We start from the raw sequence: 16,199 nt of genomic DNA, 5'->3' as shown, positions 1-16,199 counted from the left end.
TCAGCGGAATTCGGCCAATTTTGGTCCAAGGGGGCAATGTTAAGTTTATGACCGGAACGGCTTTGCTCTTCCTTGTCCTTGGTCTCGGCCTCATTGGCTGGATCGTTGGGCGTGCCCGCGCGTCGGGTTTCGTCCGCAAGGCAAAGGGTGGTCCGCGCGGTACGGTGAACAGCCTGCCTTATTATCACGGCTGGTTTGTTGCGATTTGCGCCGTTGTGCCTGCGCTGTTGTTCATGGTCATTTGGCAGTCGCTTTCGCCATCGCTGGTCACCAACATGGTATTGTCGGCACCGATCGCCGCTGAATTGCCACAAGACACCTTTGCCCGCGCAGCCATATTGTCTGAGGCACGCGCCATAGCGCAGGGTTTTCAAGCGACCGCATTTCAGGACATGAGCGACAAGCTTGTGCCTTTATACAAAGGCGCTTTGTCTTATTATAAATGGCTCGGCGTCGCCGCGACATTGCTGCTGTTATTCGCAGGCGGAGCTTTTGCCTTTACCCGCCTGAAGCCGGACTTTCGCGCACGTGGCAAAGTCGAACGTGTCATCATGTTCGGGCTGCTTGTCGCATCGCTGATTGCCATCATCACCACGCTTGGTATCTTCGCCTCGTTGATATTTGAATCCTGGCGCTTCTTCTCAATGGTGTCGCCATTTGAATTCCTGTTTGGAACCGACTGGAACCCCAAATCGGTTGTCACGCCGGGCGCAGATAACGGCTATGGCGCCATACCATTGTTCTGGGGCACGATTTTCATTGGTGCAATTATCGCGATGGTTGTGGCCATCCCGCTGGGTCTGATGAGCGCTATCTTCCTGACGCAATATGCGTCCTCAACCGTGCGCAAATGGATGAAGCCCATTCTTGAAATCCTCGCTGGCGTGCCCACCGTGGTATATGGCTATTTTGCGGCCTTAACCGTGGCTCCTGCCGTACGCGACTTTGCGGTCATGCTGGGTGTCAGCAACGCAGCATCTGACAATGCGCTTGCTGCAGGTATCGTCATGGGCGTGATGATTATTCCATTGGTATCTTCAATGTCGGATGACAGCATTGCCGCCGTTCCCAACGCGATGCGCGATGGCAGCTTGGCCATGGGCGCGACCAAGAGCGAAACCATTAAACAGGTGCTCTTGCCAGCCGCACTTCCGGGCGTGGTCGGCGGCATATTGCTCGCCGTCAGCCGCGCTATTGGTGAGACGATGATCGTGGTGATGGCCGCAGGCTACACCGCGAACCTGACCGCCAATCCTTTCGATACGATCACCACCATTACCGTCCAGATCGTCGCGCTTTTGACGGGCGATCAGGATTTCGGCAGCCCGCATACACTTGCCGCGTTCGCGCTTGGACTGGCATTGTTCATAACGACTTTCTTCCTGAACTATGTCGCATTGCGGGTCGTCAAAAAATATCGGGAAGCATATGAATAAAGCCGTCATCGACCCAACCCCGACCGACTGGAACGGGCACATTATGCAAAAGCGTATTGCCAGCCGTTATGCGGCTGAGCGGCGCTTTAAAGCGATGGGCTTTATGGCGGTCGCGCTATCGACGCTTTTCCTTGCGTTTCTGTTGTTCACCATGCTTGGCCAAGGCCTGCGTGGTTTCCAGCGTACAGAAATCGCGGTGGAGTTCGATTTTCCGGCACTGACCTCTGGCGCGACTGCAGCATCCGTCACTGGTCCAAATGCCGATGCCGCGTTGAATTCGATGGACATTCCCGGCCTTGTCGAATTGGCTGTTGGGCAACAATATGCTGGCTTGGGCGACAGCCTACTGACATCCGCCGCGGCAGCAAATGTGCGGCAGATGTTGATAGACAATCCCGAACTGGTGACGTCCAAACAGACGCTTTGGTTACCAGCGGACTCCCGATTGGACGTGGCATTCAAGCGCAAAGGCGAGCCGGCCGCTGAAAAGACGGTTGCTGCGCTGTCTGAAAAAGACGCTTTGCGCACGGGCTTTAACTGGACCTTCCTAACAGGTGCAGATGCGACGGATCCATCTGCGGTTGGCATTTGGGCCGCGTTCAAGGGATCGCTGATGACGATGGCGATTACCCTGTTGCTCGCCTTTCCCGTCGGTGTCCTCGCGGCGTTATATTTGGAAGAATATGCGCCAAAGAACCGGCTGACCGACATGATAGAAGTGTCCATCAACAATCTGGCCGCTGTTCCATCAATCATCTTTGGTCTTTTAGGCCTCGCCGTGTTTCTCACGATCTTCGGTATGCCGCGATCATCCGCATTGGTTGGCGGGTTAACACTCGCGCTGATGACAATGCCCGTCATCGTCATTGCCGGCCGCAACGCCGTCAAATCCGTGCCGCCGTCGATCCGCGAAGCGGCCTTGGGCATCGGCGCGTCACCTGTCCAAGTCGTTTTCCACCATGTACTGCCGCTTGCTCTGCCCGGCATCCTAACGGGCACCATCATCGGTATGGCGCGTGCGCTTGGGGAAACGGCGCCACTGCTGATGATTGGCATGCGCGCTTTCATTCCGGCGGCGCCAGAAGGCTTTACCGACGCCGCCACGGCATTGCCGGTGCAGATTTACCTGTGGTCGGATGAAGTCAATCAGGGCTTTGTCGAAAAAACCAGTGCGGCAATCATTGTGTTGCTGATATTCCTGTTGGGAATGAACGCTTTGGCCATTTATCTTCGCAACCGTTTTGAAACGCGGTGGTGATTTATGAACAAAAAGGACGTTAATGTGGGCGAAAACCCCGGAAATCCGAAAATATCTACGCGCAATGTGAATGTTTTTTATGGCGATAAACAAGCGATAAACAACGTATCCATCGACGTCGACCGCGAAAATGTGACTGCCTTCATTGGTCCATCTGGCTGCGGTAAGTCGACCTTCCTGCGGTCACTTAACCGCATGAACGACACCGTGATTGGTGCGCGCGTCGAAGGCGAGATTTTGCTCGATGGGCAGGATATCTATGCATCGTCGATGGACGTCGTACAATTGCGCGCCCGCGTCGGCATGGTTTTCCAGAAACCAAATCCGTTTCCCAAATCCATTTATGACAATGTCGCTTATGGTCCGCGGATCCACGGACTGGCGAGCGGCAAGGCAGAACTGGATCAGATCGTAGAAGGTTCGCTGACCCGGGCCGGTTTGTGGACTGAGGTCAAGGATCGGCTGAACGAAAGCGGCACTGCGCTCTCCGGTGGTCAGCAGCAGCGTTTGTGCATCGCCCGCGCCATTGCCGTTGATCCCGAAGTCATTTTGATGGACGAACCGTGTTCGGCGCTCGATCCTATCGCGACGGCGCGGATTGAGGAGTTAATCCACGACCTGCGCGGAAAATATGCTATCATCATCGTGACGCATAATATGCAGCAGGCGGCGCGTGTGTCGCAACGCACCGCATTCTTCCATTTGGGTAATCTCATTGAATTTGGCGAGACATCCGAAATATTTACCAATCCACGTGAAGACCGCACTAAGGATTATATTACAGGCCGCTACGGTTAGGAATTGATAGCATGAGTACAGGCACAAGGCACACCATTAGCGCGTTTGACGATGACATGGACGAAATCCGTGGCCTCATCGCCGAGATGGGTGCGCGCGCCGAGTCCGCTGTAGTTGCGGCCATGAAAGCGTTATCGGAGCATGACGTCGAGCTGGCAGCCTCCGTACGTGCCGAAGACAAAGTGATCGACACTCTTGAGACCGACGTTGAACGCTTGGTTGTGCGCACCATTGCCTTACGCGCACCGATGGCCGACGATTTGCGCGAGCTTATCGCCGCACTCAAAATGTCTGCCGTTATTGAACGCATTGGGGATTACGCGAAAAACATCGCCAAGCGTGTTCCGAAGATGGAAGGTAAAATCCACGCCTCCGCAAAAGAACAGCTCAGCCGCATGGGGGAAATCGTGGTCGAAATGATCCGCACCGCCATGGACGCTTATGCAAAACGCGACGTTGATCTGGCACGCGCAGTGACCATTCGTGACGATGACGTTGATCAGCTGAACAAAGATCTGTTCGTCGATTTTGTCGCATATGTGGCGAAAAATCCCCAGAATGCGACGGAAGTCGCCCATCTGCTGTTTACAGCCAAAAATCTGGAGCGAATTGGGGACCATACCACCACCGTCGCCCAGATGATTTATTTTACCGAAACGGGCGAAAACCTGCCCGACGCTTAACGCGGAGAAACATATGCCCAAGGCGCAATTGCTATTGGTTGAAGACGATAGTGCTCTGGCTGAATTGGTGCGCTGGCATTTCGAACGCGAGGAGTTCGACGTTCAGCATACAGGGGACGGTGAAGAAGCGCTGCTGATGGCCAAAGAACGCACGCCCGATCTGGTTTTGCTGGATTGGATGTTGGAGAATCTGTCGGGCATCGAAGTGTGCCGGCAATTACGCAAAGCGGACAACACCGCCAATGTGCCAATCATTATGTTGACGGCACGCGGCGAAGAAGACGACCGTATTCGCGGACTTGAAATCGGCGCTGATGACTATGTGACGAAACCCTTTTCACCCCGCGAATTGGTTGCCCGTGCAAAGGCTGTTCTCCGCCGGGTCCGCCCCGCGCTCGCTGGCGAAGCATTGCGCTTTGGTGACGTCGAAATGGATACGGTCGCGCATAAGGTAAAGCGCGGCGGAAAGCAGGTTCCGCTTGGGCCGACCGAATACCGGTTACTTAAGCATTTCCTCGAATATCCAGGCCATGTATTCTCGCGTGAGCGCCTTTTGGACAGTGTCTGGGGCCATGACAGCGATATCGAAATACGTACCGTTGACGTCCACATCCGTCGCTTGCGCAAAGCCCTAAATGAGGGCTTTGACAGCGATATTATCCGGACTGTGCGATCCGCAGGCTATTCGCTCGATCAGGACGCGGTTTAGAACTCCAACTGCATCCGCGCGGCAAGCACATCGACCGAATAGTCACGCTTATCAACCGCCTGTGTTGAAAGCGGGTCGACTGTCGCGGCCAACGGACCACCTTCGACATTGACGCGGCCATAGTTCAACATGAAGCGCACATAGTCGATTGGGTACCAGTTCAGAGCGAGCAGATAGCTTGTCTGTGTCCCGCCCCGTCCAAGCCGCGCATTGAGCGCCGCCAGACTATTGCTGCCCGTCGCAAAGTTGTTTGTGACGCCGTTTTTCAAGGCATTGCTATCGAGATCCAGAAAATCATAGCGTGCCGCAATTTGGAACGCGCCAAGGCCCTTTTTATCGATGGGATTCAGCACCTTGGTGCGCGCCCACGCGCCGTCCTTATAACCGCGGGTTTCACCGGTCAGGAAATAGCCGGCCTCGGCATACATCCCAAAAAAGCTTGGGTCGCCATTTGGTGTAACGGCGCTGTTGCCGCCAGCAAAACTGTCCAATCCTGTTGCAATGTCACCCGCGCGATAGGCATTTACTTTGGTCCATTGCCCTTCGCCGGCAAAATAAAATCCGGGGAAGATAGCCGCCAATTCGACACCTAAAATCCGGTCGCTCTTGGCGGCGAAGCTTCCGGTGTCGACAAATCGTACATCCGTCAGCTGTGTGTTCGGGCGCGCGCGATAACGGGCCAGTTGGTTGGTCGACGGTGCATTTGTGGAAACCGACGCCGTTCCATTGTTGTTGGATGCAAATTCGCGCTGCTGAATGGTCGCACCAAAATGCAGCTGGCCGCCAAACGCCTTTGGCGCATAGGTCAGTCGTCCCGCACCAATCCAGCCGTCATTGTCGAACGAGCTGTCGATGCTGTGGCCAGCAAACAGGCCGACTTCAGCGCGGAGCACATTATCGGAATCACGCCATGCAACCGCGCCGCCAAGGCGACGGCTGTTTAAAAACGCGTCATTGAATGCAGCGCGCTCCGTAAAGCTAGCACTGTTGGAACTGGTGATTTGCTCCATCCCGTTCAGCGATTCAAAATTGCCAATCCGAACGCTGATCGGTGCGTTGGTGGGATTGTAGCTCAGCAATACGTCACCAAAGCCAACATTGCCGCCAGCAAGGTCAGCCTCGACCTTATAACCGAAGCCGCCGGGCATGCTGCCTTCAGCGCCAAGGCGAACGCGCCGAACGCGGCTATTGAAGCCCAGGTTGCGGTTGACTGCATAATCGCCGGGTACGCTCACATAGCCTGCGTCATAATGGATGCGTCCACGTGGCTTAAAGGTCCAACCACCTTGACCACTGGTTTCTGGTGCGCCCTTCCATTTTACTTCCGCTACAGGCTTTTTCTCGACCGCATCAATCTTTGCCGCAATCGTTGCCAATTGCGCCTTAAGCGCCGCAACTTCCGCACGCAGCGAGTCGACCTCAGATGTGCTGTCCTGCGCATAAGCGGGGAATGCGACACATGCCGCCGTTACCAATGCTGTCGTTGCAAACCATTTTTTTGCGGCGGTCATAATGTTATCCTTGTTTCAATGGTGACGCCTAGACAGCAATTTTATGTCTTTCGCATGACAGCATTATTTCTCTTTTATGACACTCACCCCAACTTGCTTTACGCTTGCGTCAAGTGGCGTGCCATGCCAAGGCACAGCATGTTTCGGCGGCTCGGTTCGCCCCTGATTATGGAGATATAACATGACCATCAGTTTTAAAGACAAAGTCGCTATTGTGACCGGTGCAGGCGGTGGATTGGGTAAGGCCTATGCGCTTGAACTCGCCAAGCGCGGCGCGAAAGTGGTGGTCAATGACTTGGGCGGCGCGCGCGATGGTACAGGCACATCCGACGCAGCGGCTCAAGTTGTCGAACAGATTAAGTCCGCTGGCGGCGAAGCCATGGCCAATGGCGGCAGCGTCACTGAATATGAGCAGATGGTCGAAATGGTCGCCAAGGCGAAAGAAGCATGGGGCGGCGTGCATGTGTTGATCAACAATGCCGGCATCCTGCGCGACAAGAGCTTTGCCAAGATGGATATGCCCGACTTCAATCTGGTGCTTCAGGTCCATGTCATGGGATCGGCAAACTGCACGAAGGCCGTTTGGGATACAATGCGCGACCAGGCCTATGGCCGCATCTTGATGACCACATCGTCAACCGGTCTGTACGGCAATTTCGGCCAGGCCAATTATGGCGCGGCAAAGCTCGGATTGGCTGGATTTACAAAGACGCTGCACCTTGAAGGCGCCAAATATAATGTCCGCGTCAATTCGCTCGCACCTGTTGCTGGCACACGCATGACCGAAGATATTTTCCCGGAAGGCCTGTTCGAACAGTTCACGCCGGAAAATGTGGTACCCGCCGCATTGTATCTGGTCAGCGAAGATGCCCCAACCAACATGATCATCGGCGCAGGCGGTGGCGGCTATCACGCAGCCTATGTCACGATGACTCCGGGCGTCGCCCTGCGTCAGGAAGACCGCAACGTCGAAGGCTTTGCTGCGGCGTGGGACAAGATTATCGACCGCACCGGCGAAACCGTTCCACAGTCAGGCGGCGAGCAATCCATCGCCGTGATGAAAGCGCTTCAAGCACTCGGCTAATGGCCTTCACAATGTTTCGAAAGAGCCCGGTCTTTGACCGGGCTTTTTTTATGCGTCGACGAGCTTCATGAGCTTTCGTTCAACAGGCGCAAGGACGGGGCCAAGGTCATGCCCGCGTTTCAAAATTGCACCACCTTCGCCGACCAATGCCCACATGCCTTGGCGGTTACGCAACGCCGGTCGCTTTTCAATGCGATATTCGGGTCGCTCGGTGGCGCGCCGGAACGCACTGAAAACCGCGGCGTCGCGGCCAAGATCGATGGCATAATCGCGCCAGTTACCCGCTGCGACCATCCGCCCGTACAGATTGAGTATCTGGGTTAGCTCGCCTTTTTCGAACCCAATCTGGTTGAGCCGATTGGTTATTGGGAACGGCGTGATGATTGCGCTCAACTGGGCTTGCTTCCCTTGCTCGCACGGGGCTTAACCGGTGTCGCCGCCGGCGTTCCATCACGCTCGGCCATCATGTCGGCGATACGTTTGCGCAGGGTTTCGATTTCGCACTGCAATATTTCGAGGCTTTGTGTCGCCGGGTCGAACATCTCGCGGCATGGTGTGCCATAAGGCATGAAGTCACGCGCATAGGTTTCGGCCTGAACTAATGTCGATCGGGCCTTTTGACCAATCATCGTTGCGCCCGCCGGAACGTCGTCGGTCACCACGGCAGCAGCGCCAATGCGCGCGCGTTCGCCAACGGTGATTGGGCCAAGGATCTGCGCACCCGATCCAATGATAACATTATCCAATATCGTCGGGTGCCGTTTGCCCGCCATCCCGTTCGTCGGATTGGTGCCACCCAAGGTAACGTTCTGGTACATGGTGACATTGTCGCCAATTTCCGCCGTTTCACCAATGACGCTGAAACCATGGTCGAGGAAGAAATTGCTCCCAATCTTGGCGCCGGGGTGAATGTCTATGCCCGTTAGAAACCGGGCGAAATGGTTTACCAACCGCGCAAGAAAGAACATCTGGCCAAGAAACAGCCAATGGGCGACACGGTGATAACCCACAGCCCATACGCCGGGGTAGAGCAATATCTCCCAACGCGAGCGCGGTGCAGGATCGCGTTCTTTAATCGAGTCGAGATATTCGATGAGATTTGAAATGAACATAAATGACCCTGCCGTCCCTTGCGGGACCATTGAGCATCTAAGCTAAGACTTTCAAACCGGCATTTCCAGCAATCTATGAACCTTTTCGCTAAATATTGCTAGAATCATCGGTAAAAACGATTATATAGCCCATAATAATAAACGGGGTCGATTTATGAGCACCTATCTTCCAACATTGAAACAGCTGCAATATCTGGTCGCGCTTCAGGAGCATGGCCATTTCGGTAAAGCCGCGGAGTCGTGCTTCGTCACCCAATCCACGCTTTCCGCAGGGATACGCGAACTGGAGTCGCTGCTTGGCCTGATGCTCGTGGAACGCACGCGGCGCGTCGTCCGCTTTACGCCGCTGGGCAACAAGATGGTGACCAAGGCGCACCGCATCTTACGTGAGGCGGAAGAGCTCGCCGAAATGGCTCGTTCCGCAGGCAAGCCGCTTGCGGATGATTTGCGCATGAGCGTCATCCCCACGATTGCGCCATTCCTGTTGCCCAAATTGCTACCGGCATTACGCAAGAAATACCCCGATTTGAAGTTATACCTGCGGGAGGAAGCCAGCGCAGCTGCGGTCGAAGCATTGCACCATGGTCAGGTCGACTGTGTTCTGCTGGCGCTTCCTTTCCCGGCGGGCGATGTCGAAAAAGCGCATTTGTTTAACGACGCGTTATATGTTGCCTTTCCATTGGATGACCCGCGCGACCCGCCCGAAAGCATTGAACCCGAGCTGATTGATGAAAACAGGCTTTTGTTATTGGTCGATGGCCATTGCTTAAAAGACCATGCACTGGCTGCCTGTAACCGCCCGGAACTGCGCGCAACGGCCATGATGCTGGGGACATCGCTGCACACGCTTGTGCAGATGGTGGACAATGGCTTGGGCCTAACCATCATTCCCGAGATGGCCGTTGCGGCCGGTCTATTGAACGGAACCGACGTTCAGGCGCGGCCATTGAATGCGGACCACGCGACGCGCGAAATTGCGCTTATTTGGCGAACCAACAGCCCGCGCCGTGAGGAGTTCGAGTTGCTTGCGGAGTCCCTGCGGGAATTGCACACGACCTAAACGCTCCACCGCAACCGGAACCATTAGGCCCAGCGTGAAGACCTGTCGTCGTCGCTGGATTTGGCATCAACCCAAACGGACGTTCCGTCTGCATAATGCTCTTTCTTCCAAAATGGCGCGTCTGTTTTCAGGCGATCAATAAGAAACGCAGTGGCCTCAAGCGCGTCTGCCCTGTGCCGCGACGCTGCGCCGACAACGACCACGGGTTCGCCAACGGCAACGCGCCCAATCCGGTGCACAATCGCCGCGCCAAGCAATGCCCAGCGACCAAAGGCTTCATCGATTAACCGCATCAGGCTTAATTCCGTCATGCCGGGATAATGCTCCAGCTCAATCGCGGTCACACCGCCATCGTCGCGCGATATGCCGGTAAAACTGGACACCGCACCGCCCCCCAAATCGCTCAGCCCCGCCAGTGCAACCTCCGCGCTGATCGGCTCGCCGCTGATAAGGACGCGTTTCATCCGCCGGTCACTGGCGGGAAAATTGCAAGCTCATGTGCGTCGCCAAGCATGGCATCCAACGGCACCATATCTTGGTCCAAAGCAAAACGAAGCCGCGATTTGTCTTGAAAGGCCAGTGCGTGACCGGATGACTGACCGGCCAGCCAGTCAATGGCGTCATGAATATTGCGCACATGTGCCGGCAGATCACATGTTTCGGAGGCCACACCAATGGCCTCGCGCACCGCCGCGAAATACACCAGCCTCATATGGTCAATCCATATGCTTTATGCCGACGCGCAGATAATCCCAGCCGGTAATCATGGTCAGCACCGCGGCGATCCAAAGCAACGCCAGTGCCGCTTGCTTCAGCAATATCCAGTCCGGCAAGGCGCCCGCCAAAATGATACCGCCGAGCGAAACAAGTTGAAACGTCGTTTTCCATTTGGCGAGTTTCGAAACAGGCACCGAAATCTGCAGGCCAGCCAAAAATTCGCGCAGGCCCGATACGATCATTTCACGCAGTAAAATGATGAGGGCCGCAATGACATGCCAGCCGTCGACATCGCGCGTGAACACCAGCATCAAAATGACAGCGGCGACCATGATCTTATCGGCGATGGGATCAAGAAACACACCCAATTTCGACACTGTCCCCTGCGCCCGCGCGAGATAGCCATCGAAATAATCGGTAATCCCCATCAGGCAGTACAATATGAATGCAAAGCCGTAATCAAGCGGCACTGGCTGAATGCCTATCTGTTTGGCGCCGGGCCAAAGCAAAAAGACAAGGATGGGCACAGCAAGAATGCGCGACAAGGTCAGGATATTGGGTAAGCTAAGCATCCTATAGCAATAGCGCGATGTGCCAGCAAAATCACGCGGCTATTTCACCGTCACATGAAATGCGCTTTGCCATGATAGGGCTGGACCGCTAAGGCTCCGATACCGTCCGCATAGGAACTGCAAGAACTAATGGCTACGACAATGTCCCTGTTGAACAAGCGCAGATTTTTGCCGCTTTTCGTCACCCAGTTCCTGAATGCCTTCAACGACAATTTTTACAAGATGGCCATGGTCATTTTGGTGACATACGAGATCTATTCGGACCCGACCCAAGAAGCGAATTTTAACGCCATCGCGGGCGCGCTCTTCATATTACCCTTTTTCCTGTTTTCCGCGCTTGCGGGGCAACTGGCCGATACCATCGAAAAAACGCGCGTCATTCGCATGGTAAAGACAGCCGAGATTTTTATCATGATCTTCGGTGCGGCGGGTATCTACCTGCACAACATACCGATGATGCTCGCCGCATTGTTCGCAATGGGCGTGCATTCCACCTTCTTTGGCCCAATTAAATACGCAATTTTGCCCCAGCATTTGGAGCAAGACGAGGTTTTAGGTGGAACTGGCCTTGTCGAAGCCGGGACCTATCTTGCCATTTTGGGTGGGACGATCGCGGGCGGGATCATTCCCGGAAAGATTGCAGGCATAGGGATTATCATCGTTGCCATCATCGGACGCGTGACCGCGCAATCTGTTCCGCTTGCACCGCCCGAAAGCGATGCGCCAACCGCAAAAATGGATTGGAATATCTTTCGCAGCAGCTGGCGCCTGGTGCGCGACACCATGCACATACCCCGCCTGTTTTTGGCGATCATGGCCATCAGCTTTTTCTGGGGCGTTGGCGCTGTCCTTGGGTCGATTTTTCCGCCCATGGTTAAAAACGCTATCGGCGGCGACAACACTGTCGCGACGTTGTTTACCGCATTTTTCTCTATCGGCATTGCCATTGGCTCAGTCGCCGTCAACCGCATGCTGAATGGCACGGTGTCCGCCAAATATGCGCCGATTTCAGTCATCATAATGGGTCTGTTCGTCCTGGATCTTTGGTGGACGGTCAGCCATTGGCAACCCACCGGGCCAGAGCTGATAGATTGGTGGCAGTTTCTGACGCTTGGCTATGGCGAGCGTATGATTGTCGATCTTCTTGGCATTTCCATCGCCGGAGGCATGTTTGTCGTCCCGCTCTACGCGTTTCTGACAACGACAGTCGCAAAGTCGCAAACCGCCCGCACCATTGCTGCCAATAACATCGTGAATTCCGGCGCGATGGTCATTGGTGCTGTCATTTACAGCCTTCTGGTCAGCGCAGGTGTGGGCATTGCCGACACACTGTTCATGATTGCTGCGGCCTGCCTTGTTTCGGCATGGATTTCGTGGAAACTGCACAAGGCGTGCGACCCCGTCGCAGCCTAAAAATCAGGCGATAAAGCTGCTTATTGCGACAAAAAACGCGCTGAAGCTGAGCATGAACAAATGCGTATCTTCATTGCGCCACCACGATGTGGGGCGTGGCGCGATGACGGCGTGCGTCATCTGTGATGGGGGAAGCATCCGCCGAAGCGGGTGGCGGGTAGATTCGTTGTGACCGACTAATCTTCTTTTCATCATGATCAGGCGTTAACGTTTTGTTAGGCATATTGGCCATGCCAAAAGATGGTTAAAGAGGGACGCAAATTCGACTGTCCCGATCTGCGACAGTTATTGACGCCTTTTTAACCATATTCCGCAGCGCGGGTTGGCGGCCTGCCACCGCCTCTGTTAGGATGCATGCAACAAACAGGAGTTCTCCCGATGGAAAGAGCAGCACAAATTCGGCAAACCGGTGGGCCGGACGTTATTGCGTGGATGGACGTTGAGCTGGCAGAGCCCGGTCCGGGTGAAGTCCGCATGCGCAATCTGGCCGTGGGCCTGAACTTCATTGACACCTATCATCGTGGCGGCCTGTATCCGATGGCGCTGCCCTCTGGCCTTGGTATGGAGGCAGCGGGCGTCATTGAGGCTGTGGGCGAAGGCGTGACCGACTGGCGCGTGGGCGACCGGGTTGCCACTTTTGGCCCAAGCATCGGTGCCTATGCCACCGCGCGAAATATTGCCGCACATGGCCTGTTTTTGGTACCGGACGACATCAGCGACGAAATCGCGGCGGCGGGCTTGCTCAAGGGCTGCACCACCGAGTTTCTTGTCGAACGCTGTGCCAAGGTTCAACCCAAATGGGACATATTGGTGCACGCGGCGGCGGGCGGGGTCGGACTGTTGCTTGTGCAATGGCTGAAGCATGTTGGTGCCCGTGTCATCGGCACAGTCAGCACCGATGAAAAAGCAGCGCTGGCGCGTGCGGCGGGGGCCGACCATGTCATTTTATATGGCAAAGAAGATGTCGCAGCGCAGGTGCGCGAACTGACGGGCGGCAAAGGCGTGGAAGTGACCTTCGACGGTGTCGGCCGCGACACATGGGAAACGTCGCTAAACGCAACCGCGCGGCGCGGCCTGATCGTCAGCTATGGCAATGCGAGCGGGCCAGTGACGGGTGTCAACCTTGGCACTTTAGCGCAAAAAGGTTCGCTCTACGTCTCGCGCCCCACCTTGTTTGATTATTATCACAATGCCGCAGAGCGGGCAGCGGGTGCGGAATATGTGTTCGACATGTTCCGCCAAGGCATCATTGATATCACGATCGGCCACCGCTACGCGCTGGAAGACGTTGCACAGGCACATCGCGACCTTGAGGGACAGAAAACAGTTGGTTCTTCGATATTGATTCCCTGACAATTCACGGCAAGGTTAATTTCGGACAATATTGAGGGGGATTTATGGAACTTAAGGGCAAGACCGCATTGGTTACGGGCGGGACCGATGGCATCGGTTTGGAAATAGCACGCCAAATGATGGCGAAAGGCGCCAGCGTTATCGTCTGCGGTCGCCGCGACGACGTGCTTGCTTCTGCACGGCAAGAAGGATTGGAGGCGATAAAGGCAGACCTTTCCAATGCTGCGGGCTGCGCGGGCCTCGCTGCCGCGCTCGCAGGGCGCGAACTGGACATATTGATCAACAATGCCGGGATGAGCGGCAATTTCGGCCCCGGCGAGCCGCTTGATCTGGCGCTCACTGATCAGGCGATCTTCCTGAACCTGAACGCGCCATTGCACCTGATTGGGCACTTGTTGCCCGGCTTGCTGCAGCGGCCAGAGGCATCGATTGTGAATGTCACCTCAGGCCTTGCCATTGCCCCGCGCGCCGGTGGTCCAGTCTATTGCGCGACCAAAGCGGGCCTCAGAAGCTTTACCCAATCGCTGCGGCACAATCTGCGCGATACCAACGTTCATGTTATCGAGGCATTACCGCCGGTCGTCGACACCGCGATGACGCGCGGCCGCGTGAATGGCAAAAAGATGTCGGCAAAGGAATGTGCCGCAGAAATCGTTGATGCCATTGCGACGAACGCGCCTGAGGCGAATGTCGGCATGGTGAAGCTGCTTCGGCTTGTATATTCGATGTCGCCCGCACTTGCGCAGCGGATCATGATCAGATTCTGATTGTCAGCGATACCGCATCGCACTGCGGATCAACGGATTTCAAGCTGTCTGAGAAAATATGGTGGTGCCCCAGGCCCGACTCGAACGGGCACTCCTTTCGGAACAGGATTTTGAATCCAGCGCGTCTACCATTCCACCACTGGGGCACATCTTCGTCAGGGCGAACCCGTTGAAGCGGAGGCTCCTCTAACCGAGCCTCCGCCCCGATGCAAGCGCATCCTTATTTCTTAAGTTCCTTGGCGAGTGTCTTCAGCGTCGCTTTGCCATAAGGCGCCTTGAATCCGCCAATTCCGGCAACATCGACTCCGGTCTGACGATAGACCGCACGCATATGGCTGAAGGTTTTGAAGCCGTCCGCGCCGTGATAATTGCCCATGCCCGACGGCCCGACTCCACCAAAGGGCAGATCTTCCATCGCATTGTGGAAGACAACGTCGTTGATCGTTACGCCGCCAGAGACGGTCCGCGACAAGACGCGCTGTTCCTCGGCCTTGTCCGATCCGAAATAATATAGGCCAAGCGGACGATCATGTGCATTCACATAATCGATCGCCTCATCCATCGACGAATAGGTCATGACGGGCAGAATCGGCCCGAAGATTTCTTCCTGCATCACCTTCATGTCGTCGGTGACATTGCGGACAATCGTCAGCGGCATTTTGTTGCCGTTTGATCCGACAAAATCCTCGTCCGCAGGGTTGATTTCGATGAGTTCAGCGCCCTTTTCACGCGCATCGTCCAAATAGCCCTGAAGCCGCTGATAATTTCGGCCGTTCACAACCGAAGTGTAATCATCATTGTGCAGCAAAGTGGGATATTGCGCGATTGCGCCAGCCTTCACCGCCGCGATGACATCATGCTCTTGGTCGTCGGGCACCAACAGATAATCCGGTGCGAGGCAGATTTGACCCGCATTCATCATCTTGCCCAGGGCAATGCGCTCGCCCGCCTTTTTCGTGTCGGCACTTCGGCCAATAATGGTCGGTGATTTGCCGCCAAGCTCAAGCGTGACAGGCACGAGATTGTCCGCTGCCGCGCGCATGATATGCTTGCCAACGCCCGTCGCGCCGGTGAATATCATATGGTCGAATGCCAGCTTTGAAAACGCCATGCCGACTTCAGCGCCACCAGTGAAAACGGCCATTTCTTCTTGTGCGAAATATTTTGGCACGAGCTCTTCGAACAATGCCGACACGCGCTCAGTGAATTCCGACGGCTTGATCATCGCGCGGTTACCCGCAGCGAGAATACCTGCCATCGGGACCATCACCATACCAACAGGGAAGTTCCATGGCGCAACAACGCCGACAACGCCCTTTGGCTGGTAAACGACTTCGGCCTTTGCACCGAGCAGACCTAGCGGGAAAGTTGGCTTGCGCTTTTCACCTTTGGCCCAGCTTTCAAAATGCTTCTTGGCATGTTTCATCGCGCTCACAGACGGCATGATGTCCGTCAGCAATGTTTGTTCGCGGCTACGATGGCCGAAATCAGCAGAAACAGCCTTTGCGAAATCTTCCGCATGATCGATCAGCATCGCAATCGCGCGGTCGATACGGTCACGGCGTACCGACATCGATTCTGGCATCGCTGCGGTAAATGCTGCGCGCTGCTTTTCGAGCACAGTCTGCATATTGGCGGTCATTTTCTCTCTCCATTTAACCAGTTGATGAATTGCTAGCGTGAAGCGTTGCAAATGAAAACCATTTTGGCGTATCCACATTTCCAA

Annotated in this window: 17 protein-coding genes and 1 tRNA gene; 10 read left to right on the top strand and 8 right to left on the bottom strand. The window is 55.3% G+C overall.

Annotation, left to right across the window (positions count from 1 at the left end; genetic code table 11):
• Positions 1-47: 47 nt before the first annotated feature.
• The 5 genes from pstC to phoB are packed head-to-tail and all read left to right on the top strand — an operon-like array spanning position 48 to position 4,884.
• Positions 48-1,436: a phosphate ABC transporter permease subunit PstC gene (pstC, locus tag GGR91_RS10885; protein WP_183942223.1), complete on the top strand. Its 1,389-nt coding sequence runs from the start codon at positions 48-50 to the stop codon at positions 1,434-1,436.
• Entirely contained in the window at positions 1,429-2,694 is a 1,266-nt protein-coding gene (pstA, locus tag GGR91_RS10880) for a phosphate ABC transporter permease PstA (RefSeq protein ID WP_246337182.1), read from the top strand. Before pstC ends, pstA begins: the two co-directional genes overlap by 8 nt.
• Positions 2,695-2,697: 3 nt before the next feature.
• Positions 2,698-3,492 (top strand): phosphate ABC transporter ATP-binding protein PstB, encoded by a 795-nt coding sequence (gene pstB, locus GGR91_RS10875; RefSeq protein WP_183942222.1) that lies wholly within the window; start codon positions 2,698-2,700, stop codon positions 3,490-3,492.
• Positions 3,493-3,503: 11 nt separating this feature from the next.
• Positions 3,504-4,175 (top strand): phosphate signaling complex protein PhoU, encoded by a 672-nt coding sequence (gene phoU / locus GGR91_RS10870; RefSeq protein ID WP_183942221.1) that lies wholly within the window; start codon positions 3,504-3,506, stop codon positions 4,173-4,175.
• Positions 4,176-4,188: 13 nt separating this feature from the next.
• The gene (phoB, locus tag GGR91_RS10865; RefSeq protein ID WP_183942220.1) at positions 4,189-4,884 is read left to right on the top strand and encodes a phosphate regulon transcriptional regulator PhoB; all 696 of its coding nucleotides are present in this window, start codon (positions 4,189-4,191) and stop codon (positions 4,882-4,884) included.
• On the opposite strand, the gene GGR91_RS10860 is transcribed toward phoB, so the two are convergent.
• Positions 4,881-6,395 (bottom strand): OprO/OprP family phosphate-selective porin, encoded by a 1,515-nt coding sequence (locus GGR91_RS10860; RefSeq protein ID WP_183942219.1) that lies wholly within the window; start codon positions 6,393-6,395, stop codon positions 4,881-4,883. The genes phoB and GGR91_RS10860 overlap by 4 nt on opposite strands.
• Before the next feature lie 181 nt (positions 6,396-6,576).
• On the opposite strand from GGR91_RS10860, the gene GGR91_RS10855 reads away from it, so the two are divergent.
• The gene (locus GGR91_RS10855; RefSeq protein ID WP_183942218.1) at positions 6,577-7,479 is read left to right on the top strand and encodes an SDR family NAD(P)-dependent oxidoreductase; all 903 of its coding nucleotides are present in this window, start codon (positions 6,577-6,579) and stop codon (positions 7,477-7,479) included.
• Positions 7,480-7,527: 48 nt separating this feature from the next.
• On the opposite strand, the gene GGR91_RS10850 is transcribed toward GGR91_RS10855, so the two are convergent.
• The gene (locus GGR91_RS10850; RefSeq protein WP_183942217.1) at positions 7,528-7,872 is read right to left on the bottom strand and encodes a DUF2794 domain-containing protein; all 345 of its coding nucleotides are present in this window, start codon (positions 7,870-7,872) and stop codon (positions 7,528-7,530) included.
• Entirely contained in the window at positions 7,869-8,591 is a 723-nt protein-coding gene (gene epsC, locus GGR91_RS10845) for a serine O-acetyltransferase EpsC (protein WP_183942216.1), read from the bottom strand. Before epsC ends, GGR91_RS10850 begins: the two co-directional genes overlap by 4 nt.
• A gap of 154 nt (positions 8,592-8,745) precedes the next feature.
• Between epsC and GGR91_RS10840 the strand changes: the two genes are divergently transcribed.
• On the top strand, positions 8,746-9,651 hold the full coding sequence (locus tag GGR91_RS10840; protein ID WP_183942215.1) for a hydrogen peroxide-inducible genes activator: 906 nt from the start codon (positions 8,746-8,748) through the stop codon (positions 9,649-9,651).
• A gap of 23 nt (positions 9,652-9,674) precedes the next feature.
• Here the strand turns inward: GGR91_RS10840 and GGR91_RS10835 are convergent, their stop codons facing one another.
• The 3 genes from GGR91_RS10835 to pgsA are packed head-to-tail and all read right to left on the bottom strand — an operon-like array spanning position 9,675 to position 10,940.
• On the bottom strand, positions 9,675-10,115 hold the full coding sequence (locus GGR91_RS10835; protein WP_183942214.1) for a molybdenum cofactor biosynthesis protein MoaE: 441 nt from the start codon (positions 10,113-10,115) through the stop codon (positions 9,675-9,677).
• Complete coding sequence (locus GGR91_RS10830) at positions 10,112-10,363, bottom strand: MoaD/ThiS family protein (protein ID WP_183942213.1); 252 nt, start codon at positions 10,361-10,363, stop codon at positions 10,112-10,114. Before GGR91_RS10830 ends, GGR91_RS10835 begins: the two co-directional genes overlap by 4 nt.
• Positions 10,364-10,367: 4 nt before the next feature.
• Complete coding sequence (gene pgsA / locus GGR91_RS10825; protein WP_183942212.1) at positions 10,368-10,940, bottom strand: CDP-diacylglycerol--glycerol-3-phosphate 3-phosphatidyltransferase; 573 nt, start codon at positions 10,938-10,940, stop codon at positions 10,368-10,370.
• Positions 10,941-11,069: 129 nt separating this feature from the next.
• Here pgsA and GGR91_RS10820 point away from each other — a divergent pair, with 129 nt between their 5' ends.
• The 3 genes from GGR91_RS10820 (at position 11,070) to GGR91_RS10810 (ending at position 14,473) form a co-directional block, all read left to right on the top strand.
• Positions 11,070-12,353, top strand: a complete 1,284-nt coding sequence (locus GGR91_RS10820; protein WP_183942211.1) for an MFS transporter — start codon at positions 11,070-11,072, stop codon at positions 12,351-12,353.
• Positions 12,354-12,731: 378 nt separating this feature from the next.
• The gene (locus GGR91_RS10815) at positions 12,732-13,706 is read left to right on the top strand and encodes a quinone oxidoreductase family protein (protein WP_183942210.1); all 975 of its coding nucleotides are present in this window, start codon (positions 12,732-12,734) and stop codon (positions 13,704-13,706) included.
• Positions 13,707-13,750: 44 nt separating this feature from the next.
• The gene (locus GGR91_RS10810; protein ID WP_183942209.1) at positions 13,751-14,473 is read left to right on the top strand and encodes an SDR family oxidoreductase; all 723 of its coding nucleotides are present in this window, start codon (positions 13,751-13,753) and stop codon (positions 14,471-14,473) included.
• Between the two features lie 62 nt (positions 14,474-14,535).
• Here GGR91_RS10810 and GGR91_RS10805 read toward each other — a convergent pair.
• Together GGR91_RS10805 and GGR91_RS10800 are read right to left on the bottom strand one after the other, a co-directional pair.
• Positions 14,536-14,619, bottom strand: a tRNA-Leu gene (locus tag GGR91_RS10805).
• A gap of 74 nt (positions 14,620-14,693) precedes the next feature.
• Positions 14,694-16,193, bottom strand: coding sequence for a coniferyl aldehyde dehydrogenase (locus GGR91_RS10800; RefSeq protein WP_183942208.1), 1,500 nt, complete (start codon positions 16,191-16,193; stop codon positions 14,694-14,696).
• Between the last annotated feature and the right edge of the window lie 6 nt (positions 16,194-16,199).

Origin of the sequence: Sphingorhabdus rigui (assembly GCF_014196595.1) — a bacterium.
Taxonomy (GTDB): domain Bacteria; phylum Pseudomonadota; class Alphaproteobacteria; order Sphingomonadales; family Sphingomonadaceae; genus Sphingorhabdus_B; species Sphingorhabdus_B rigui.
The sequence above is the reverse complement of the archived record's forward strand: the minus strand, read 5'-3'. Positions and strand labels throughout refer to the sequence as shown.